The sequence below is a fragment of the Tessaracoccus zhenghani genome (assembly GCF_054552775.1).
This window is the reverse complement of record NZ_CM137275.1, coordinates 904,653-926,310: the sequence shown is the minus strand read 5'-3', so window position 1 is coordinate 926,310 and position 21,658 is coordinate 904,653. Positions and strand designations below refer to the sequence as shown.

At 68.0% G+C, this 21,658-nt stretch carries 16 protein-coding genes, 1 tRNA gene and 2 pseudogenes; 13 read left to right on the top strand and 6 right to left on the bottom strand.

All coding sequences use genetic code 11. From position 1 onward, the window contains the following. Window positions 1-7 precede the first annotated feature (7 nt). The 5 genes and pseudogenes from cobA (at window position 8) to ACX1DX_RS04445 (ending at window position 7,121) form a co-directional block, all read left to right on the top strand. Window positions 8-751, top strand: a complete 744-nt coding sequence (gene cobA / locus ACX1DX_RS04465; protein ID WP_459397768.1) for a uroporphyrinogen-III C-methyltransferase — start codon at window positions 8-10, stop codon at window positions 749-751. 5 nt (window positions 752-756) lie between these two features. Then, complete coding sequence (locus ACX1DX_RS04460; protein ID WP_459398174.1) at window positions 757-1,485, top strand: PHP domain-containing protein; 729 nt, start codon at window positions 757-759, stop codon at window positions 1,483-1,485. A gap of 122 nt (window positions 1,486-1,607) precedes the next feature. Further along, the gene (gene aceE / locus ACX1DX_RS04455; protein ID WP_459397767.1) at window positions 1,608-4,367 is read left to right on the top strand and encodes a pyruvate dehydrogenase (acetyl-transferring), homodimeric type; all 2,760 of its coding nucleotides are present in this window, start codon (window positions 1,608-1,610) and stop codon (window positions 4,365-4,367) included. A gap of 152 nt (window positions 4,368-4,519) precedes the next feature. Next, window positions 4,520-4,915 (top strand): DUF3052 domain-containing protein, encoded by a 396-nt coding sequence (locus ACX1DX_RS04450; protein WP_076058662.1) that lies wholly within the window; start codon window positions 4,520-4,522, stop codon window positions 4,913-4,915. Continuing rightward, window positions 4,912-7,121, top strand: a pseudogene (locus ACX1DX_RS04445) (6-phosphofructokinase). Before ACX1DX_RS04450 ends, ACX1DX_RS04445 begins: the two are co-directional and overlap by 4 nt. Here the strand turns inward: ACX1DX_RS04445 and ACX1DX_RS04440 are convergent. After that, on the bottom strand, window positions 7,096-8,082 hold the full coding sequence (locus ACX1DX_RS04440; protein ID WP_459397766.1) for a hypothetical protein: 987 nt from the start codon (window positions 8,080-8,082) through the stop codon (window positions 7,096-7,098). The pseudogene ACX1DX_RS04445 and the gene ACX1DX_RS04440 sit on opposite strands and share 26 nt — an antisense overlap. Window positions 8,083-8,211: 129 nt before the next feature. On the opposite strand from ACX1DX_RS04440, the gene pdxS reads away from it, so the two are divergent. Further along, a complete protein-coding gene (gene pdxS / locus ACX1DX_RS04435) occupies window positions 8,212-9,108 on the top strand; it encodes a pyridoxal 5'-phosphate synthase lyase subunit PdxS (protein ID WP_076058670.1) in 897 nt (298 codons plus the stop codon). After that, a complete protein-coding gene (pdxT, locus tag ACX1DX_RS04430) occupies window positions 9,105-9,785 on the top strand; it encodes a pyridoxal 5'-phosphate synthase glutaminase subunit PdxT (RefSeq protein ID WP_459397765.1) in 681 nt (226 codons plus the stop codon). Before pdxS ends, pdxT begins: the two co-directional genes overlap by 4 nt. Before the next feature lie 35 nt (window positions 9,786-9,820). Here pdxT and lnt read toward each other — a convergent pair. From lnt to ACX1DX_RS04405, 5 genes and pseudogenes are all read right to left on the bottom strand, one after another. Next, a pseudogene (gene lnt / locus ACX1DX_RS04425) lies at window positions 9,821-11,164 on the bottom strand (apolipoprotein N-acyltransferase); the annotation flags it as partial. Next, on the bottom strand, window positions 11,164-12,501 hold the full coding sequence (gene nhaA, locus ACX1DX_RS04420) for a Na+/H+ antiporter NhaA (protein WP_459397764.1): 1,338 nt from the start codon (window positions 12,499-12,501) through the stop codon (window positions 11,164-11,166). The gene nhaA and the pseudogene lnt, both read right to left, overlap by 1 nt. A 211-nt stretch (window positions 12,502-12,712) precedes the next feature. After that, a tRNA-Val gene (locus ACX1DX_RS04415) sits at window positions 12,713-12,789 on the bottom strand. 58 nt (window positions 12,790-12,847) lie between these two features. Continuing rightward, the gene (locus ACX1DX_RS04410) at window positions 12,848-13,624 is read right to left on the bottom strand and encodes a hypothetical protein (protein ID WP_459397763.1); all 777 of its coding nucleotides are present in this window, start codon (window positions 13,622-13,624) and stop codon (window positions 12,848-12,850) included. Continuing rightward, window positions 13,621-15,975: a D-glucuronyl C5-epimerase family protein gene (locus ACX1DX_RS04405; RefSeq protein WP_459397762.1), complete on the bottom strand. Its 2,355-nt coding sequence runs from the start codon at window positions 15,973-15,975 to the stop codon at window positions 13,621-13,623. Before ACX1DX_RS04405 ends, ACX1DX_RS04410 begins: the two co-directional genes overlap by 4 nt. Before the next feature lie 169 nt (window positions 15,976-16,144). On the opposite strand from ACX1DX_RS04405, the gene prfB reads away from it, so the two are divergent. The 6 genes from prfB (at window position 16,145) to ACX1DX_RS04375 (ending at window position 21,643) form a co-directional block, all read left to right on the top strand. Beyond that, window positions 16,145-17,257 (top strand): peptide chain release factor 2, encoded by a 1,113-nt coding sequence (gene prfB / locus ACX1DX_RS04400; protein WP_459397761.1) that lies wholly within the window; start codon window positions 16,145-16,147, stop codon window positions 17,255-17,257. A 97-nt stretch (window positions 17,258-17,354) separates the two neighbouring features. Continuing rightward, complete coding sequence (ftsE, locus tag ACX1DX_RS04395) at window positions 17,355-18,041, top strand: cell division ATP-binding protein FtsE (protein ID WP_076058684.1); 687 nt, start codon at window positions 17,355-17,357, stop codon at window positions 18,039-18,041. A gap of 17 nt (window positions 18,042-18,058) precedes the next feature. Beyond that, entirely contained in the window at window positions 18,059-18,961 is a 903-nt protein-coding gene (gene ftsX / locus ACX1DX_RS04390) for a permease-like cell division protein FtsX (protein ID WP_209455094.1), read from the top strand. A gap of 88 nt (window positions 18,962-19,049) precedes the next feature. Then, window positions 19,050-20,489, top strand: a complete 1,440-nt coding sequence (locus tag ACX1DX_RS04385; RefSeq protein WP_459397760.1) for a M23 family metallopeptidase — start codon at window positions 19,050-19,052, stop codon at window positions 20,487-20,489. Window positions 20,490-20,508: 19 nt separating this feature from the next. Continuing rightward, window positions 20,509-20,991, top strand: coding sequence for an SsrA-binding protein SmpB (gene smpB / locus ACX1DX_RS04380; RefSeq protein WP_182763455.1), 483 nt, complete (start codon window positions 20,509-20,511; stop codon window positions 20,989-20,991). An 82-nt stretch (window positions 20,992-21,073) separates the two neighbouring features. Continuing rightward, complete coding sequence (locus ACX1DX_RS04375) at window positions 21,074-21,643, top strand: DUF1707 domain-containing protein (RefSeq protein ID WP_459397759.1); 570 nt, start codon at window positions 21,074-21,076, stop codon at window positions 21,641-21,643. Window positions 21,644-21,658: the final 15 nt, after the last annotated feature.

Sequence of the window (21,658 nt, the reverse complement as noted above, 5' to 3'; positions counted from 1 at the left end):
TGCGCCCATGAACGAAACGAGCACCGGCCACGTCACACTGCTCGGCGGTGGCCCTGGCGATCCTGACCTCATCACCGTCGCCGGGTTGAAAGCCCTCCAACGGGCCGATGTGATCGTCTACGACCGCCTCGTCCCGCTACAACTGCTCGATGAGACCAAGGCCGGCGCCGAACTCATCGAGGTGGGAAAGGTGCCGCGCGGGCCGTTCACGCCGCAGGAGCGGATCAACGAGATCCTGATCGAACAGGCCTCCGCGGGGCGCGACGTGGTGCGGTTCAAGGGAGGCGACTCCTTCGTGTTCGGCCGCGGGGGAGAGGAGTGGCTGGCGCTCCAGGAGGCCGGTATCACCGTCTCGATCATCCCCGGTATCTCCTCGTCCATCGCCGCCGCGGAACTGGCCGGCATCCCCGTGACCCACCGCGGCGTCGCAACCGGCTTCACCGTCGTGGCGGGCCACGTCGGACCGAATGACGAACGCAACGACGTGGCGTGGGACAAGCTCGCCACGGCGGGCAACACCATCGTCATCCTCATGGGGGTGAAGAACCTGCCGGAGATCACCGCCACCCTCATCGCGGCCGGCCTGCCCGCGGACACGCCCGCCGCCGTGGTGGCGGATGCGGGCCTGCCCACCATGCAGGTGGTGCGCGGCGATGCGTCCGGCATTGCGGCTCTCGCCGCGGAGGCGGGCATCCGGCCCCCGGCCGTCACCGTGCTCGGTAGCGTCGCGGGCCTCGGCATCGGGGTGTGAACGGGATGGAACTGCGCGGCGACCTCCACACCCACACCACCTGGTCCGACGGCGGGGCCGGCCTCGCGGAGATGACCGCCGTCGCGGAGGCGCTGGGCCACGAGTATCTGGCCATCACGGACCATTCGCCGCGCCTCAAGGTGGCCCGTGGGCTGAGCCGCGAGCGCCTGCTGGCCCAGTGGGACGAGATCGACGAGATCCAGGAGCAGCGCGAGATCCGGATCCTCAAGGGCATCGAGGTCGACGTGCTCTCTGACGGCGCCCTGGACCAGGGGCCGGACCTCCTCGCCCGGCTGGACGTGGTCGTCGCCTCCGTCCACTCCAGGCTGGACGACGACGAAGCCACGATGACCAGGCGCATGATCGCCGCCGTCGCCAACCCGCACACCACCGTGCTGGGCCACTGCACCGGCAGGAAACGCCGCTCCGACGGTTCCTGGCGGGGCGAGTCACGCTTCGACGCCGACCTGGTGTTCGCCGCCTGCGAAATGTTCGGCGTCGCCATCGAGATCAACTCGCGGCCGGACCGGGCCGATCCCCGACTCGAACTACTGGAGCTCGCCAACGACATCGGCTGCCTGTTCGCCATCAGTACCGACGCGCACGCGCCGGACCAGTTGGGCTACCTGCCACTGGGGGCCACCCGGGCAACCGAAGCCGGTATCCACCCGGACCGCATCATCACGACCTGGCCTGCGGAGGAACTCCTGAGGCACGCCGACCGGCACCGTTGACGTCGGTCGGCAGCGGCAGGGTCAACCGGTGGATAGGGTGAATATCACAACCGCCGCTGCGCTGTAATGTTGAGCCATCGCGCCTCTGGCGCTTGACCTGCCGACATCGAGAGGAATACTTCGTGAGTCAGAACGAGGCCGGACCCATTCTCAATGGGCTGCCCACCAATCTGCCCGATATCGACCCCGCGGAGACCGCCGAATGGCTGGAGTCCCTCGACGGTGTGATCGACGCGGGCGGCCGCAACCGCGCCCGCTACGTGATGCTGAAACTGTTGGAACGCGCGCGTGAGCGCCACATCGGCGTGCCGTCGTTGACCGGTACGGATTACGTCAACACCATCCCCGCCAGCCGCGAGCCCGCTTTCCCCGGCGACGAGAAGCTCGAGCGCGGCATCCGTCGTCTGCTCCGCTGGAACGCCGCCATCATGGTGCACCGCGCCCAGCGCCCGGGCGTGGGCGTCGGCGGCCACATCGCCTCCTACGCCTCGTCCGCCACCCTCTACGAAGTGGGCTTCAACCACTTCTTCCGCGGCAAGGACCACCCCGGCGGCGGCGACCAGATCTTCTTCCAGGGCCACGCATCGCCGGGCATGTACGCCCGCGCGTTCCTCGAGGGACGTCTCGACGAGGACGACCTCGACGGCTTCCGCCAGGAGAAGAGCCACTTCGTCGACGGCGACCTGCGCGCCCTCCCCAGCTACCCGCACCCGCACCAGTTGCCGGACTTCTGGGAGTTCCCGACGGTGTCGATGGGCATCGGGCCCATCAACGCCATCTACCAGGCGCAGTTCAACCGCTACCTGCACAACCGCGGCATCAAGGACACCTCGGACCAGCGGGTCTGGGCGTTCCTCGGCGACGGCGAGATGGACGAGCCCGAATCGCGTGGCGCCCTCCAGATCGCCGCCAACGAGGAGCTCGACAACCTCACGTTCGTGGTCAACTGCAACCTGCAGCGACTCGACGGCCCGGTGCGCGGCAACGGTAAGATCGTCCAGGAACTCGAGGCCTTCTTCCGCGGCGCCGGCTGGAACGTCATCAAACTCGTGTGGGGCCGCGGCTGGGACCCGCTGCTGGCCAACGACTCCGAGGGTGCGCTCGTCAACCTGATGAACGCCACCACCGACGGTGACTTCCAGACCTTCAAGGCCAACGACGGAGCCTACGTCCGCAAGCACTTCTTCGAGCGTGACCCGCGCACCGCGGCCATGGTCAAGGACTGGAGCGACGACGAGATCTGGCGCCTCTCGCGCGGTGGCCACGATTACACCAAGGTGTATTCCGCCTACAAGGCCGCCACCGAGTTCACCGGGGCACCGACGGTCATCCTCGCCCACACCATCAAGGGCTACTTCCTCGGCAAGCACTTCGCCGGCCGCAACGCGACGCACCAGATGAAGAAGCTCGCGCTCGACGACCTCAAGGGCTTCCGCGACCGCGTCGACGCCCCCATCACCGACGCGCAGCTCGAGGAGGACCCGTACCGTCCTCCGTACCTACACCCCGGTCAGGACGACCCGCGCATCCAGTACCTCCAGGCCCGCCGTCGGGAACTGGGCGGGTACCTGCCCGAGCGTCGTGGCGACCGCAAGTTCATTTCGCTGCCGCCGGAAAAGAGCTACGAATCGTCCCGCAAGGGTTCCGGCAACCAGCAGGTGGCCACCACCATGGCGTTCGTCCGTCTGCTGAAGGACCTCATGCGCGACAAGGAGTTCGCTCCCCGCGTTGTTCCGATCATTCCTGACGAGGCGCGCACCTTCGGCATGGACGCGTTCTTCCCGACCATCAAGATCTACAACCCACACGGCCAGAACTACACGCCCGTCGACAACGAGCTGTTCCTGAGCTACCGCGAGGCCAAGAACGGCCAGATCCTGCACACGGGCATCAACGAGGCCGGCTCGGTCGCCGCCTTCACCGCCGCAGGGTCGTCCTACTCGACCCACGGCGAGCCCATGGTCCCGATCTACGTCTTCTACTCGATGTTCGGTTTCCAGCGCACCGGCGACGCCATCTGGGCAGCCGCTGACCAGTTGGCGCGCGGCTTCATGATCGGCGCCACCGCCGGGCGCACCACGCTGACCGGCGAGGGCACCCAGCACATGGACGGTCACTCGCCGGTCCTGGCCTCCACCAACACCTCGGTGGTCAGCTACGACCCGGCCTACGGCTACGAGATCGCCCACATCGTCAAGGACGGCCTGCGTCGCATGTACGGCGAGCAGCCGGAAGACGTCATGTACTACCTCACGGTGTACAACGAGCCCCTCGTGCAGCCCGCCGAGCCTGAGGGGGTCGAGGTGGAGGGCATCCTCCGCGGTATGTACCTCCTCAAGCCCGGCGACTTCGACGGCGTGGGCGAAGACGCACGTCGCGCTCAGATCCTCGCCTCGGGCGTCGGCGTGCCGTGGGCCCTCGAGGCCCAGGAACTCCTCAAAAAGGACTACGGGATCGTCGCCGACGTCTGGTCGGTCACATCCTGGGGTGAGCTGCGTCGCGAGGGCCTCGAGTCCGAGGCGAAGAAGTTCACGGAGCCGTTCGCCGAGCACGAGAAGATCTGGGTCGAGCAGAAGCTCGAAGGCCGCCCCGGCCCCGTCGTGGCGGTCAGCGACTATATGCGCGCCGTGCCGGATCAGATCCGCCAGTGGGTACCGGGCAGCTACACCACGCTCGGAGCCGACGGGTTCGGGTTCTCCGACACGCGCGCGGCCGCCCGTCGTTTCTTCCACATCGACGGCCCGTCGGTCGCCGTGGCCGTCCTGCAGCAGCTCGCCCACCAGGGCGACATCCCGCAGGAATGGGCGAGTGAGGCGTACGACAAGTACCGCCTGGACGACGTCACCGCGGGCACCTCCGGCAACGCGGGTGGCGACTCCTGAGGTTGCCTGAACAACCGCGGAACAGGCGGGGCCGGTCGATGAGACCGGTCCCGCCTTTGCATCGCAACTGAGCCCCGAGTGAAATCCCGCGCCGCATCTGGCAGGCTTGGGGCGTGGATATCGCACAAGACAAGGACCCCACGCACGAAGGGATGGCTGGAGCAGACCTACTCGGGCTCGAACCCGGGATGGTCGTTCAGGAACTCGGCTGGGACGAGGACGTCGACGCCGACCTGCGTGACGACATCATGGACACCATTGATGCGGAGATGGTCGAAGACCCCCTCGAGGCAGTGGACGTCGCCATCCTGTGGTGGCGCGACGAGGACGGAGACGTGGCTGACGGCCTCGTCGACGCCATGACGGACCTCGGCGACGAAGGCTACATCTGGTTGCTCACCCCCAAGGTCGGACGCTCCGGCTTCATCGACGCGGCCTCCGTGGCCGAAGGAGTCACCATCGCCGGGCTCTCCCTCACCCGTACGGCGAACGTCGCATCTGATTGGCAGGCCACCAAGGTCGTGCGCCCCAAGGGCGGACGTCGATGACGGCCCGCATCGGCGTCATGACATCTGGCGGCGATGCGCAGGGCATGAATGCCGCAGTCCGCGCCATTGTGCGGGCGAGCATCCACGAAGAAGCTGAAGTCTTCGCGATCAAGGAGGGCTGGCAGGGCGCCATCGCAGGTGGCGCCCACATCGCCCAGATGAGCTGGAGCGACGTCTCCGGCATCCTCCCGAAGGGCGGCACCGTCATCGGCACCGCCCGCTCCGTGGAGTTCCGGACCCGCGAGGGCCAGTTGAAGGCCGTCGAGAACCTGATCGAGCGGGGCATCGACAGGCTCATCGTCATCGGCGGCGACGGGTCGCTGACCGGCAGCCGGGCTCTGTGCCTGGCGTGGCCCGAATACATCGAGGAGTTGCGGGCCGCCGGGCGCATCAGCGCCGAACAGGCGATGTCCCACCCACGGTTGCGGATCGCCGGCCTCGTCGGCTCGATCGACAACGACATGGTGGGCACCGACATGACGATCGGTACCGATTCCGCGATGCACCGCATCACGGAGGCGATCGACGCCATCAGCTCCACCGCGGAGTCGCACCGTCGCACCTTCGTCGTGGAAGTGATGGGCAGGCACTGCGGCTACCTGGCGCTCATGACCGCCATCGCCGGCGGCGCCGATTACACGTTCCTCCCCGAATCCCCGCCGCGTGCCGGGTGGGAGGACCGGATGACGGAGGTATTGGCCCGGGGCCGCGAAGCCGGGCGGCGCGACTCGATCATCGTCGTCGCCGAGGGCGCCGCAGACCGCGACGGTGTACGGATCACCGCGGAACGTGTCCAGGAAGTGCTGCGCGAGCGCACCGGCGAGGAGGCCCGCATCACCATCCTGGGCCACGTCCAGCGCGGCGGCACGCCGTCAGCGTACGACCGCTGGATGGCCACCGCGTGTGGCGTCGAGGCGGTCCGCCAGGTCCTGCTGGCCGAGGAGGACACGGAGCCGGTGCTCGTCGGCGTGCACCGAGACAAGGTGATCGCCGTCCCGCTGCTCAAGGCGGTGGAGGACACCCACCGAATCGGTGAGTTCATCGAGACCGGGGAGTACGACTCCGCGGTCCGTTCCCGCGGCGTCGGGTTCACCACGATGATCGAGATCTACCGGGTGCTGACGGAGGCCCGGCCCACCGTCGAGATGGCGCCTGACGCCAAGCGCATCGCGATCATGCACGCCGGCGCGCTCGCGCCGGGAATGAACCCGTTGGCGAGGGTGGCGGTGCGCTCCGGCCTGGACCGTGGGTACCACATGCTCGCCGTCCAGGGTGGGGTTCCCGGCTTGGTGTCCGGCGACCTGCACGAGGTGTACTGGCACGACGTGGAGGGCATGGCCAACACCGGGGGCGCCGCCTTCGGCACGCGCCGCTACGTGCCCACAGAGACGGACCTGTACGCCATGGCCCGCTCACTGGAGGAGCACCGCGTCGACGCACTGCTGGTCATGGGCGGTTTCCACGCCTACGCCACCGTCGACATGATGGAACGCGAACGCAAGCGTTATCCCGCCTTCAACATCCCGATTGCGCTGTTGCCGGCCAGCATCGACAACAACCTGCCCTCCTGGCCCATGGCGGTGGGCGCCGACACCGCGCTCAACACCGTGGTCGACTCCATCGACATGGTGCGCATGTCGGCCTCCGCCAGCAAGCGTGCGTTCGTCGTCGAGACGATGGGCCGGGGCTGTGGCTTCCTGCCCCTCGTGGGCGGCATCGCCGGGGGCGCTGAGAAGGCGTACCTGCCCGAAACGGGCCTGACACTGGAGCAGTTGGCCACCGACGTGGAGGCGCTCGTCGACGCGTTCGAGTCCGGACGCTCGTTCTACCTCGCCGTGATGGGCGAGGAGACCAGCGAGCACTACACCTCAGATGTCGTTGCGCGGCTCTTCGAGGCGGAGGGCAAGGGGCTCTATTCCGTGCGGCAGGCGGTCATCGGGCACGTGCAGCAGGGCGGTCGCCCCTCGCCGTTCGACAGGATCAACGCCACCCGGCTGGCCTACACCGCAGTGTCCAACGTCGATGAGCAGTTGCGGGTCGGCCAGGCGAACTATGTCGCGGCGTCGAGCTCGGCCCGGGGTTGTTGGCACCGCTGCGGAGTGTGACCGATGGGATGGACTGGGACGCCCAGCGTCCGCGGGAGCAGTGGTGGATGGCGTTGCGGCCGGTCTTCGACCAGCTCAGCCGTCGGCCTGGCCAGGAGTGAGCGCGCACTGATTCACCGAGATCCCGAAGCTCTCAGCGGCCGCACACTCCATGGTGACCAGCTGCGAGAGCGCGGGGGAATCCTTCGGGACGGTGGAGGGGATGGTGTCGCGGAACACGAGCGTGGTGCCGTCGTCGAGTTGCAACATGGTGAACTCCACCCGGTTGGACACCCCGTCGCTGGCGCGGGTGCCGGTGAAGTTGCAGGAGACGCCCTGGCCCTGACCGGTCAGGGGGACGGTGACCGGTAGGCCCTCGGCCACCCCGGTGAACAGCTGCCGGTGGTCGCTGACGAGCTCCAGACAGGCCTCGTCGAGCGCGCCGGTGACATTGGTGAGGCTGACGGCCTGGATCCGCACGTCGGTGGCCAGTTCACGGATGCGGACGAGCCGCCGCTCGTCCTGCACCACTTCGTCCGCGTAGAGCTGCCAGCCGGGGGGCATGTCGAGGACGGTGCCGTTGAGTTCGAGCCGGACGCCCCCTGGGGTAGACGACACCGGGCTGGGCTCCTCCTCCGGCCCCGTCGGCAGTTGGGGGCTCTCCGCCGGTGCGGGGGCGGCCGTGGTCGTGTCAGCGGCCGGTGTGGGGCTGGGCTCGCCCTCAGCGGGTGTCTGTGGGGCTTCGTTGGGCGCCACCGAAGGTTCCTCCGACGGCGTGGCGCTGGGCGTGCGCTGCTCGGAGTTCTGCGTGACCGGGGCGGGCACGGCGGTGGTACCGCCGTCGCCACGCTCGCCGAAGACGAGCCACAGCACACCGACGACCGCGGCGATCACCAGCGGGAGTATGGCGACGGTGAACCACGCCCGTCGCGTGTCGCCGTCGCGGCCGTCATCCTGGGGCGCGATCCCGCGGCGGGGGCTGCCCGGCCTGGGGGACGGCCGCGGGGGCGGCGACGGTTGCTGTTGTGGTGCGGGGACCGCCTCTTCGGGAGGAAGGCCACGACGTCCATACGGGTTGGTCATGCCACCTCCTCAAGTCCAGCGCGGGCTCCAATGTACTTCGTTGACCGCGTCCGTCCGATAACTGGCCCACTCCAACTGGTGAGAACTGGATCTGGACTGGGCCAGCTCCGGAGCGCGACGATTGCCACCATGACCGAAAACCTGACCACCGAAGACCGTGCCGTCGTCAACAAGGGCCTCGCCGAAATGCTGAAGGGCGGCGTCATCATGGATGTCGTCACCCCGGAGCAGGCGCGCATCGCGGAAGACGCCGGCGCCGTCGCCGTCATGGCGCTGGAGCGCGTACCCGCCGACATCCGCGCGCAGGGGGGCGTGGCCCGCATGAGCGACCCGGACCTCATCTCCGGCATCATCGACGCCGTGTCCATCCCCGTGATGGCCAAGGCCCGCATCGGGCATTTCGTGGAGGCCCAGGTGCTGCAGAGCCTCGGTGTCGACTACATCGACGAGTCAGAGGTGCTCTCGCCGGCTGACTACGTGCACCACATCGACAAGTCGCGCTTCGCCGTGCCGTTCGTCTGTGGCGCCACCAACCTGGGGGAGGCGCTGCGTCGGATCACCGAGGGTGCCTCGATGATCCGTAGCAAGGGCGAGGCCGGCACCGGCGACGTCTCTGAGGCCATGAAGCACCTGCGCACCATCAAGGGCCAGATCCGGGAGCTCGGCGCCAAGTCCGAGGACGAGCTGTTCGTCGCCGCCAAGGAACTGGCCGCACCGTTCGAGCTGGTCCGCAGCGTGGCGCGCGCCGGCAAGCTGCCCGTCGTGCTGTTCGTCGCCGGTGGGGTGGCCACTCCGGCGGACGCCGCCATGATGATGCAGCTGGGCGCCGACGGTGTGTTCGTCGGCTCCGGCATCTTCAAGTCCGGCAACCCGGAGAAGCGGGCCCAGGCCATCGTCGCCGCCACGGCGAACTTCGACGATCCCGCGGCCATCGCGGAAGCCTCCCGGGGGCTGGGTGAGGCCATGGTCGGCATCAACGTTTCCGACCTCGCCGCGCCGCACCGCCTCGCGGAGCGCGGCTGGTGATCGTCGGTGTCGTCGCCCTTCAAGGCGCAGTGCGGGAGCACATCGAGCTGATCGAACGGCTCGGCGCCTCCACCGTGCGCGTGCGCACGCTGTCGGATCTGGACACCGTCGGGGCGCTGGTCCTGCCCGGGGGAGAGTCGACAGCCATGGCGCGGCTGGCCCGTCCCTCGGGGCTGCTCAGCGCCATCAGGCGACGCGTTGACGACGGCCTACCCGTCCTCGGAACGTGCGCCGGACTGATCCTCCTGGCGGACCGGGTGGCAGATCCCGAAGCCCTGGCAGGGTTACCGACGGTGGGTGGCCTGGACGTGACGGTCCGACGCAACGCCTACGGTGCCCAACTTGCCTCAGGCGTGGCGGACCTGGATCTCCGGGGCGGTGCCACGGCGCGTGGGGTGTTCATCCGCGCGCCGCGCGTCGAGGAGACCGGGCCCGACGTTGAGGTGGTCGCCGCCAGGGACGGCGAGCCGGTCGCGGTGCGTCAAGGCACCATCATCGCCGCGACCTATCACCCGGAACTGGCGGGGGACACCTTCCTCCACGCCCTGCTCCTCGGCGCGATGGCCACCCCGAGCAGCCACAGGACGGCCAATGAGGTCACCACGAGGTCGAGCGGACCGGCCAGCCACGAGGCCGGGGTGGTCCCCCTGCGCACGGGGAGGCTCTCCACCCCGTAGGCGGCGCCCGGGCCGGTCTCCCGTGATGTCACCCGGCCATAGGGGTCGATCACCCCTGAGACGCCACTGGTGGTGACCACCAGCACCTCGCGCCTCAACTCAGCCGCCCGGGCCCGCGTGATCGCGAACTGCTGCTCGATCTGGGCCGTGCCCTGGTACATCGCGTTGCTGCTCTGCACCACGAGGAGATCTGCGCCGGCCAGGTCGTGGGCCACGTCGTCGAACGCGACGTCGAAGCACACGAGCACCCCCAGGGTCACCGGCGTGCCGTCCGCAAGGCGGACGTCCAGCAGCCCTGGTTCCGCCCCCGCCACGGACTGCCTACCGACGTAGCGGAGGTCGGGGATGAGGGGGAGGAGCACGTCGCGGAAGGGGATCCATTCACCGAACGGGACGATGGACCGCTTGACGTAGGTGGGGCCGACCTCCCCGTCGGGGGTCGTCCAGAGGCTCGCGGTGCGCCGCTGGTCGGCGCCCGGCCCGTCGAGGATCGCGCCCACGAGGATGGGCTTCCCGACGGTGGCGAGCGCGGTCTCGACCAGCCTGCCGGTCTCGGGGTCAGCGCCCGGATCGAGGTCGGTGGAGTTCTCGGGCCACACGATGAAATCCGGCCGGCTCTCGCTGCCGGCCGCGATCGCGGCGGCGAGGTCCGTCGTGGCCTCGACATGGTTGCTCGTGGTGCTCCTCAGCGGACCCAACCCGTACACGCCACCCCCAGGGGCGCCGCCCTGCACCCAACCGACCTCGGCAATGCGATCGGCGGGTGCCGGTGGCACCGCGCCGCCCAGTGCCGCCGCAGTCGCGACGAGCGCGACTCCCACCACGACGGGGACGAGGCGGCGCCAGGATCGTCCGACCACGAGCCAGGCGGCGAGGTTGGCGAGCAGAGCGGCGGCAAGGCTCGTTCCCGCGACGCCGACGACGGGGAGCAGACCCGCCAGTGGCGAGTCGATCATCGCGTAGCCCAGCCGCAGCCAGCCGAAGCCGCCGAACGGGAAGTGGGCGGCCCCATACTCCACGGCGAGCCAAGCGCCCGAGGCGAGCAGCGGCCACCACCGGCTGCGGTGGGCGACGTGGAGCAGGGCGCCGAGGCCGCTGTACCAGGAGGCCGTGAGCAGGACGAGCCCGACGGCGGCCGCGTCGCTGATGACGGACATCCAGGCGAGGGCCGGTCCGGCCAGGCCGAACCCGAAAGCGGATCCCACCACCATGGCCTGCGGGAAGGTGCGGGCCCGACGCACCGTGACACCGAGCACGAACACTCCCAGGATGGACAGCGGCCACCACCCGAGCGGCTCAAAGCCTGCTCCGGTGGTGACTCCCGCCACCCCCGCGATGGCGGCGAGGAGGGCGGCCCGGCCTGGGAATCTGCGCGCCATCAGGTGATGTCTTCTGGTCCCGTTTGGTAGACGTCGGGCACGCCGTCGCGGTCCGCGTCCCTCTGGTCGCGGGCCTGGATCCTCTTGTACCGGCCGTTGCGCACGCTGAGAAGGATAGAGGCCAGAATCGCGGCGATGACGGAGGCGCCGAGGACGGCCACCTTGGCGGTGTCGTGTTCGACGGTGCCCGCCTCGAAACTCAGCTCCGCGACCAACAGGGACACGGTGAAACCGATGCCGGCCAGCAACCCCACCCCGATCAGGTCGGTCCATCGGAGCGCCGGGTCCAGGTTGGTCCGCGTGGCCCGCGTGATGAGCCAGGTCGTCGTCACGATGCCGATGGGCTTGCCCAACACCAGGGCGGCCGCAACTCCGAGCGTCAGCGGGTGCGTGGCGGCCTCCCTGATGCCGTCCCAGCCGCCGAGCGCCACCCCTGCCGAGAAGAACGCGAACACGGGCACCGCGAAGCCTGCGGACAGGGGGCGGAAGCGGTGTTCGAACTCCTCGGCGAGGCCGGCGCGCGATTGCACCTCGGGCGGTGCGCTGCTGCGGTGCAGCACCGGGATGGTGAAGCCGAGCAGGACGCCGGCGATGGTCGCGTGGATGCCGGAGGCATGCATCAGTGCCCAGGCGACGGCTCCGATGGGCAGCAGGACGAACCAGGCAGCGGCTGGTCGCAGCCCGAAGAACCCCCGGTAGCGCTGCGCGACCAACCCGTAGACAGCGATGGCGAGCAGCGCGAGCAGCAGCGGCACGAAGTGGACGCTGTCGGTGTAGAAGATCGCGATGATGCTGATGGCCAGGAGGTCGTCGACCACCGCGAGCGTCAGGAGGAAGATCCGCAGGGCAGAGGGCAGGTGCGATCCGATGATCGCCAGCACCGCCACAGCGAACGCGATGTCCGTTGCCGTGGGGATGGCCCAACCGTGGTGGAGCCCCGGATAAGGACGCACGATCGCCGCGTAGATGAGTGCCGGCACAACCACGCCGCCGACAGCCGCCGCGATCGGCACCATGGCCGTACGGACGCTGCGCAGGTCGCCGGCCACGAACTCGCGTTTCAACTCGAGCCCGACCAGGAAGAAGAAGATGGCCAGCAGCCCGTCGGCGGCCCACGCGCCGATGCTGAGGCGCAGGTGCCAGGGTTCGTAGCCGATCTCCAAGTCACGCAGCGCGAAGTAATACTCCGCGGCGGGCGAGTTGGCCCAGATGATGGCAAGGGCGGCGCCTGCAACGAGCAGGATGCCGCCGACGGTCTCCTTGCGGAGGACCGCGCCGATGCGCAGCGCCTCCGTGAAGGAGCCGTAACGGGGGAAGAAGCGTCGGGTGTTGTCCATGGGGGTGTCTCTCGGTCGGATCGCCTGGGAAAACATCGCCCGACCGGCCCGCAGGGGGCGATCGGGACTAGGGGGCGGCCACCGGAGTCACGCCGGAGAGCATGGGTCCCCAGGACGAGACGTAGCCGTTCGTGCCGGAATGCCGCATGGTCCACCGGGCGATGGAGAAGTCTGTGGCATTCATCGCTCAACCTCGTCTCGGTGTCGGGGATGGTGGGCGCAGAGGGACTCGAACCCCCGACTCCCTGCTTGTAAGGCAGGTGCTCTAACCAACTGAGCTATGCGCCCGAAACGCCGAACGGCGACCCCTATTGTGACAGGCGATCGCGTTCGGCGCACACCGGGTTCACCGCGCGCAGAACGCGAGGTGCTTGGTGACCAGGTCCTGCGGGGCGCCGTTGTCACGGGCCCACTGGCAGATCTGCCAGTTCGCGCTACTGCGCACGGCCAGCCGCCAGGTGCTGCCGGAGAGCCGGTAGAACGCGGTGGACATGAAGCGGTAGCCGTCGGGCAACACCACGGGGAAGTCCACGGCCGCCCAGGTGGCGTTCTGTGCAGACTTCGTGCAGCCCTGCAGCACGGTGGTGGGGATCTTCACATCGGCCCGCAGCTGGGCCTGGGACACCACGCACGGCACCGGGGTGACGTGCACGATGTTGTTGAACACATACTTGTTGACCGTCTGGTACTGCCCGGTGGAGCCCTTCTCGATCACGGTGGCCATGAGCTGGGAGCGGCAGCCCCCGGAACCCGTCCAGGCGGTGTCGCACTCGGTGCGCCACCGTCGGCCGTTGACCGTGTGGTCGCGGGGGGTGACCAGTGGGTTCATGAAGGACCACGAGGCCCGCGGGCTGGATTTGTAGGTGAGGTTGTTGAACACCCATCCCCGCTGCTCGACGTAGCGGCTCCCGCTGAACGTCACGGTCGTGGCCTGGATCTCCGTGCGGCACCGCTCGACGGTGGTGGAGTACATGGAGCAGTCCGTGCGCCACAGGCGGCCGTTGACGTTGTGCGTCCCCTCCGTCGTGTACACGTCGACGTCGGCCGCGGCGGGAGTGGGAACCACGACGCCCAGCAACGCGACGACGGCGGCCACCAGGATGGTGCCGAGGCGCCGCATCACTTCGCCGGCTTCGCGAGTTCGTCGAGCATCTCGAGTTCCTCGTAGGGCAGACCGGTGAACTGGTCGACGAGCGGGTACTCGTAGGCCTCGTCGATGACGCTCTCGATGCTCATGGTGCTCGTGCCCACCCTGGAAGTGGTGGTGGTGGTGGGCTTGGGCACCGTGTGGTGCACGGAGGGCGCCATGGGCGCCCAGCCCTGGGCGTACTCGAGCAGGTACCCGTGCTGCGGGAAGGCGCGGTAGAGCGCCATCAGTTCACCGACGTGGGTCTCGTGGTAGCCGAGGTGGATGTTGCGGCCCGTGAACCGCTCCGGGATCACGATGTCGACGCGCTGCGCGCTCAGGTCGACCGTGGCGAAATCCTGCCAGCGACCGTTGTAGTGGGCCTGGACCGTGGCCCTGCCCGAACCAGTCAGCGACAGGATGTTCTCCGGCGTGCGGTAGACCTTCAGATCGTAGGCGGGCTTCAGGGACGAGCCGATGGTCTGCTGCGAGCTGAGCTGCACGTCGTCGAGGAGGAAAACGGTGTCGTCGCGGTTGTAGGGGCTCACCATGAACTGCACCCGCAGGTCGCAGCCGGCCTTGGGGGCGTTGAAGCCGAATGTGTAGTCGGCCCACTGCCCACTGCCGCGCAGCACGTTCTCGTAGTGGAGCTTCACGTCCGCGCCGCACTGCTCGTACAGCGCGATGCGACCTGAGGCCCCGGCCTTGCCGCTGGGGTAGGAGATGGAGGCGCGCAGGGTCAGCGTCATGGGCTTGCCCGCGACGTCCTGCAGCCAGCTCGAGGGAATGCCCTTGTCCGGGTTCTCGGCCCAACCGAACTCCAGGCCCTGCCAGGCGTTGCCGCCCGAGCGGATGCGGTAGTAGTCGCCCATGGGTCCTGAGTAGGTGGAACTACCGAGCCTTGTCCAGCCCTCGGGCATGCCGTCCTTCACGGTGGCGAAGGTGCCGTTGACGAGGTAGGCGTCGCGGTCCCAGGTCTCCGCGGTGCGGGGGAGCGTGATCGCCTTGTTGTTCAGCGCGGCGGAGGTCACCTTCAACGTCGACGGGCCATTGACCCGCAGCGGTGCGGCGGGATAGCCGCGCACGGCGTCGTAGCTGGTCAGCGTGCCGCCGTCGATGTCCACCTCGTGCACGTTGAGCATGGGCTCCAACGTGCTGAGGGCCTCGTCGACGAGGGCCTTGATCTCAGCCGGCTGGCTGACGGGGGTGCGGCCGGCGGACTGCTCGGCGACCATGCGCCGGTGCCACAGGTTGAGCCCGATGAGGGCCTCCAAATGGCCGTTGAGCACGGTGGTGGGCAGCGGCTGGCCGTTCTTGGTGGTGGGGTATTCCTCGAACCAGAGGAAACCGTGCTCGGTGTCGCGGTTGAGGATGCCGCCGGGTTCCGACACCGGCACCTCGAAGCTGCGGAACGTCTCCGCGCCGCGGGTGAGCCACGAGCGGTCACCGGTCAGGTCGGTCAGCAGGGTGAACGTGGTGAGGACGCCACCCTGCGCGAGGCCGGAATGCCACGGCGCCGTCAGGTCGTCCGTGGTGGGGTTGGCGCTGAAGCGGAACATGTACGGGAACCAGCGCACGATCTCACCGGCGGCGTTCCTGGTGGTTTCCGATCCGTTCATGAGGTGACCCGCAGCGAGCAGCGCCAGGCACTTCTGGTCCTCGCGCGCCTTGGCCGTCGTCGCGTCGTTGCTGGCCCTGGAGGTGTTCCTGATGAAGTTGCTGATCGAGGTCGGGTTGTACATGTCGACGGGGGTGTAGGGCGCCTTGATGACGTAGGGGCGACCCGTGTCCGTGAGCGCGAAACCGGCCGGCAGCGGGGCCGCGTTGCAGAACGTCGGCTTGGGCGGCGGGGGTGCGACGCTGAAGCGCACGATGTTGTTGAACACCCATTGATTGGACTGCTCGTAGGTGCGCGGGGTCATGGTCTTGACCCCGTAGACGGTGGTCAGGATGTAGCTGCGGCACGCGTTGTTGCCGGTCTGTGCGTTGTCGCACTCCGTGCGCCACTGCCGCCCGTCGATGACGTAGTCGCCGGCTTCCCCGAGCGGGTTGCCCTTCCAATTGGAGCGGGGGCTGGGCTTGTACGTGAGGTTGTTGAACGCCCAGTCGGTGACCTCCACGAACTGGCCGGCCTCGACCTTCACCACGGTCGCCTTGATCTCCGCACGGCAGCGGTCAACCGTCGAGGAGTAGGGCTCGCAGCTGGTGCGCCATTCGCGTCCGTTGAGGACGTGGGTGCCAGGGGTGGTGTAGACATCGACCTCTGCGGCCGCCTCGGTCTGTGGCAGTGCCACGATGCCCAACGTCGCCGTCAGCAACGCCGCAAGTCCTGCGCCGATCCGTTTCATCAAGTCTCGTCCTTCATCGTGTTGTCACTGTCAGGCCGTCGGCTGTGACAATAACCGCTGGTCAGGCGCGTGCCCAAACATTGCCTCCAGTCTTACCTGAGCTTGGTCCAGCTCCCGGCAAACACGCTGGACAGCGCGAAACCAGCGCCGCGGGGTAGAATGATCGATTGTGGCTAATGATGATCTCTCCTCCCGCCTTGCCGACCTCGGCCATTCCCTCGATTCCATCGAGGCCGTCGCGGACCTTGACAAGGTCCGCGCCGAGATCGCCGAACTCGAGGAGCAGGTGGCGGCCCCAGACCTCTGGGACAACCAGGAGAACGCACAGCGTGTGACCAGCCAGCTCTCCGCGAAGCAGGGCGAGGTGGACCGGCTCGTCGGTCTCCGCTCGCGTCTCGACGACGCGGAACTGATGCTCGAGTTGGCCGAGGCGGAGGACGACGCCGACACCACCGCAGAGGTCCTCCGCGAACTGGACAAGCTCGGCAAGGACATCGAGGCCCTCGAGGTCCGCACCCTGCTCTCTGGAGACTACGACCCGCGTGACGCCCTGATCACCATCCGTGCCGAGGCCGGTGGCGTCGACGCCGCAGACTTCGCCGAGATGCTCATGCGGATGTACCTGCGCTGGGCGGATCGCCACGGGTACCCCACCGAGATCTACGACACGTCCTACGCCGAGGAGGCGGGGCTCAAGTCGGCCACCTTCGCCATCAAGGCGCCCTTCGCCTACGGCACGCTGTCGGTCGAACAGGGCACCCACCGGCTCGTGCGCATCTCACCCTTCGACAACCAGGGCCGCCGCCAGACCTCCTTCGCCGGCGTAGAGGTGCTCCCCGTCACGGAGGAGACCGACTCGATCGACATTCCCGAGGCGGATCTGCGCATCGACGTCTTCCGCTCGTCGGGCCCCGGTGGGCAGTCGGTCAACACCACGGACTCCGCCGTCCGCATCACGCACCTCCCCACGGGGATCGTCGTGAGCTGCCAGAACGAGAAGTCGCAGCTGCAGAACAAGGCCGCCGCGTTGCGGGTCCTCCAGTCTCGCCTCCTGGAGCGGGTGCGTCAGGAGCGCGAGAAGGAGATGAACGCGCTCAAGGGCGACGGCGGCAACTCCTGGGGTGCGCAGATGCGTTCCTACGTCATGAACCCGTACCAGATGGTCAAGGACCTGCGTACTGAGCACGAAGTGGGCAACCCGGAGGCAGTCTTCGACGGCGACATCGACGGCTTCATCGACGCCGGCATCCGCTGGCGCAAGCAGGCCGAGATGGGCGCCTGACCCACGGCGTGTCGCTGGGCAGTGGGGAGCCCAGCTCACCTAGACTCGTTCGCGCTGAGAGTTTCTCAGCTTCTTCCCCAACCGCCGGAGTGCCCCTGTGATCACGTTCGAGGACGTCACGAAGTTCTATCCAGGACAGCAACGTGCTGCCCTGAGGAACGTCAACCTCGAGATCGCCCGGGGAGAGTTCGTCTTCCTCGTCGGGCAGTCGGGTTCGGGCAAGTCGACCTTCCTGCGACTCATCCTCCGCGAGTACCGCCCGACGAAGGGCACCCTGTACGTCGCGGGGAAGAACCTCAGCACGCTCGCACAGTGGAAGGTCCCCGGGCTCCGTCGCCAGATCGGCACGGTCTTCCAGGACTTCAGGCTGCTCCCCGGCAAGACCGTCTATGAGAACGTGGCGTTCGCGCTGCAGGTCATCGGGCGCCCCGGCCGGGAGATCCGCCGCGTCGTCCCGGACACCCTCGAGATGGTCGGCCTCGCCGGCAAGGAGGACCGGCCCTGCGAGGAGCTCTCCGGTGGTGAGCAGCAGCGCGTCGCCATCGCCCGCGCCTTTGTGAACCGCCCCAAGATCCTCATCGCCGACGAACCCACGGGCAACCTCGATCCCGAAACCTCGGTGGGCATCATGAAGCTGCTCGACCGGATCAACCGCGTCGACACCACCGTCATCATGGCCACCCACGATTCGTCCATCGTCGACCAGATGCGTCGCCGGGTCCTGGAACTGCGCGACGGGGAACTCGTCCGCGATCAGGCCAAGGGCATCTACGGCTCGGCGTAGGGGAGAGTTCACACATCATGCGGCATTCACTTCGCGAAACCTGGTCCGGTCTCAAGCGCAACATCGCCATGACGATCGCGGTCGTCGTCACCATGTCCGTCTCGCTGGCACTCCTGGGGGCGGGCCTCCTGACGTCGATGGAAGTCGACCTCACCAAGCGCACTCTGTACGACAAGATCACCGTCCAGGTGTTCCTCTGCACTCCTGACACCCAGGGGGGCCGCTGCGAGCCCGGCAAGGGCGCCACCGACGCGCAGCGCGACTCCATCCAGCAGACCCTGGAGGCCAACCCGGAGGTTTCCGAGGTGGTCTACGAGTCCAAGGAAGTGGCCCTTGCTGAGTTCCAGCGCGTCTTCAGGGACTCGCCGGCCGTCAACTCCCGCACCGTGGAAGACATGCAGGACTCCTTCCGCGTGAAGCTCAACAACCCGGAGAACTATGCAGGCGTGTCCAGCGAGGCTCGCGGGCTCCAGGGTGTGCAGGCGGTGCAGGACCAGAACTCCATCCTGGAGCCCATCTTCAAGTGGTTCGGCGCCCTGCAGTGGGCCACGATCACCATGAGCCTGCTGCTCCTGCTGGCGGCTGCGTTGCAGATCGTCAACACCATCCGGATGGCCGCGTTCTCGCGGCGGCGAGAGATGGGCATCATGCGGCTGGTCGGCGCGTCGAACATCTACATCCTCCTGCCGTTCCTGCTGGAGGCACTGGTCGCCGCCCTCATCGGCGTCGTCATCGCCGCGGCAACCCTCACGCTGGGCTTCTGGTTCATCATCGACCAGAACGCTCGAACCTCAATCGCCGCTTTACCCTGGATTGGCTGGGGAGAGCTGGCGGCTGCCATTGTGTCCATTGCAGCGGTAGGTGTTGGTCTCGCCATCATCCCGACGCTGCTCGCAACCAGAAGATATCTGCGTATCTGATAAGGAGACGAGCGTGAACCGGGACCTTCCCCCCCCGCCCGCAGTTCGCACATGGATCTCAGGTCTGCCCCGTGGCATCGTCGCCGGCGTGCTGGCAGTCCTCCTGGGATTCGCGAGTTGGACACCAGCCCAGGCTGATGATCTGACCGATCGCAAAGCAGACCTCCAGCGCGAGATCGCACGCCAGGCCTCCGTCATCGACGACGCTGAAGCCGCGCGGGATTCCGCCGTCGAGGACGCCCGAGTGGCCCGCGCGCAGCTGGCCGACGCCGGCGCCAAGCTGGCCAAGGCAGAATCGGAACTCCGCGCCGCGGAGGATCTCGACAAGCAGCGCGCCGACGAGCTCGCCGTCGCCGAACAGGAACTGGACGTCGCCACCGAGAAGCTCGAAGTGGCCAACCATGAACTCGACCAGGCCAGGGCGGACGTCGCCGCAGCCCAGGCCGCCCTCGACTCGGTCAATCGCCGGCTGAACGAAGAGATCCTGGTCACCACCCAGCACAGCACCGGCCTGGTCAACCTCGCCATGATCTTCACCGACGTCAACGCGTCGAACCTCAACCAGCGTGCGCAGCTGGCCCAGAACCTCATGACCTCCTCGGCGGTGCAACTCGACGAGTTGGAGATGCGCCGCCTTTCCCTGGAGGACGCGGAGTCCCGGGCCGATGCTGCCCAGCAGGCTGCTGACGAGGCCCGCCAGGCCGCCGACGCCGCCCGCGATGTCGCCGACGAGGCCCGGCAGGCCGCCGCTCGTCAGCTCGACGAGAAGCAGTCGGTGCAGGAGCAGGCCGAGGCGCTGCGGGCCCAGGTCGCCGACCTGGTGGCCGCAAGGGACAAGGCCGAAGAGAGCGCCCGTCAGCAGGTCGTCGCCGAGGAGACGCGTCAGCGTGAACTCGTGGCCGAGAACGCCGACGTCGAGAAGCGCATCCAGCAGCGGATCGAAGCTCAGAAGAAGGCAGCTGCAGAGAAGGCTGCCCGAGACAAGGCCGCCCGCGACAAGGCCGCCCGTGACGCTGCCGCACAGACGGCCGCAGCCAACGCGGCGGCCGCCAAGAAGCCTGCTCCGAAACCGCAGGCCGCGGCAGCCGTCTCAGCGCCGAAGAAATCATCCAGCTCCTCGCGCAACAATTCCGTCTTCATCCGCCCCGTCGAGGGTCGCCTGACCTCCAGGTACGGCATGCGCCTGCACCCCGTGCTGGGCTATCGCAAGCTGCACGACGGTACCGACTTCGGCGCCGCGTGCGGGGCCCCCCTCCGTGCGCCCGCGGATGGCGTCGTGACGGAGCGCTACTTCAACCGTGGCTATGGAAACCGCCTGATGATCGACCACGGCTATGTCCGCGGGGCCTACGTCACGACCGGTTTCAATCACGCCACCCACTACATCGTGGGCGTGGGCACCCGGGTGAAGCAGGGCCAGGTCATCGGCTACGTCGGCTCCACGGGCTACTCCACCGGTTGCCACCTGCACCTGATGGTGTGGGAGAACGGCCGGGTCGTGAACCCGCTGTCCGGCTGGTTCAACTGAGGCGTGGTTTAATTACCGGATGCCCAGGGAGACCGGAAAGAAGCTCGTCGCACAGAACAGGAAGGCCAGGCACGATTACCACATCGGTGACGTGTTCGAGGCCGGCCTGGTTCTGACGGGTACCGAGGTCAAGACGCTGCGCGCCGGCCGCGCCACCATCGCGGAGGCGTACGCCACCGTCGATGAGCAGGGTGAGGCCTGGCTGATCAACGCCAACATCCCGGAGTACGAGTTCGGCACCTGGCGCAACCATTCGGCCCGGCGTACGCGGAAACTGCTGTTGCACCGCAAGGAGATCGACAAGCTCTCCCGCGCCACCGACGACTCCGGCCGCACGCTCATCCCGTTGTCCCTGTACTTCAAGGACGGCTACGCGAAGGTCGAGATCGCCGTCGCCACCGGTAAGAAGGACTGGGACAAGCGCCACGCCATCGCCGAGCGCGATGCCCAGCGCGAGATGCAGCGGGCCCTGGCGCACCGCAACAAGTACAACAACCGCTGAGACCCTCACCCGGGCCCGTCCAGGGTCGTTTTCAGGGTGCTTCCCGGTACTGCCGAGGCGACCCTCCGACGACAATGGATACATGAGCGAGTACCAGCAGTTCCCCGGAGTGACCGACCAGCAGCGAGACCGTGCAGTGGACCACCTGCAGGCCTGTTACGCGGACCGCTCCATCGACGAGGCTGAGTTGGATCGACGCCTCGACCTCGCGTTGAACGCCCGCGACCGCGTGGAGTTGAACCGGTCCCTGGTGGGGCTGGCCCGCATCGCCCCTGCGGTGCTCACCCGTCCGAGGCCGGGTCAACCGGCTCCTGCCGAGAACCTCGGGGCGGGCCTGACCCAGTTGTCGGGCCTCTTCACCTGGTTCCTCGGGCCTGTCGTCGTGAAGGCGGTGGCCACGCCGGGCAGCCGCGTCTGGTGGGAGGCGAACCGGGCCCTCAGTCTGCAACTGACGGCGGCTGCCGTGGCAGCCGCAGCGTTCCTGTTGGGGATCGTGTTCGGGGCGGAGGGCTTCATGTTCCTGGCGTGGCTGGCCTGGTTCGGCGGCACGATCTGGGCGTCCGTGCGTGCATTCAACGGACAGTCCGGTACCGGACGGCTCGAGCCGTTCCTGCTCGCGAGGTCGAATCGGCCGAAGCAGGCAATCCGCTGACGTGCGCTAGAATGG

Bases quoted from the DNA above. Each gene is read 5' to 3' on its own strand.
- cobA (WP_459397768.1), top strand. From the start codon at position 8: ATGAACGAAACGAGCACCGGCCACGTCACACTGCTCGGCGGTGGCCCT.
- ACX1DX_RS04440 (WP_459397766.1), bottom strand. From the start codon at position 8,082: ATGACCAACCCGTATGGACGTCGTGGCCTTCCTCCCGAAGAGGCGGTC.
- ACX1DX_RS04460 (WP_459398174.1), top strand. From the start codon at position 757: ATGGAACTGCGCGGCGACCTCCACACCCACACCACCTGGTCCGACGGC.
- nhaA (WP_459397764.1), bottom strand. From the start codon at position 12,501: ATGGACAACACCCGACGCTTCTTCCCCCGTTACGGCTCCTTCACGGAG.
- ACX1DX_RS04450 (WP_076058662.1), top strand. From the start codon at position 4,520: ATGGCTGGAGCAGACCTACTCGGGCTCGAACCCGGGATGGTCGTTCAG.
- ftsX (WP_209455094.1), top strand. From the start codon at position 18,059: ATGCGGCATTCACTTCGCGAAACCTGGTCCGGTCTCAAGCGCAACATC.
- smpB (WP_182763455.1), top strand. From the start codon at position 20,509: ATGCCCAGGGAGACCGGAAAGAAGCTCGTCGCACAGAACAGGAAGGCC.
- ACX1DX_RS04375 (WP_459397759.1), top strand. From the start codon at position 21,074: ATGAGCGAGTACCAGCAGTTCCCCGGAGTGACCGACCAGCAGCGAGAC.
- ACX1DX_RS04405 (WP_459397762.1), bottom strand. From the start codon at position 15,975: ATGAAACGGATCGGCGCAGGACTTGCGGCGTTGCTGACGGCGACGTTG.
- pdxS (WP_076058670.1), top strand. From the start codon at position 8,212: ATGACCGAAAACCTGACCACCGAAGACCGTGCCGTCGTCAACAAGGGC.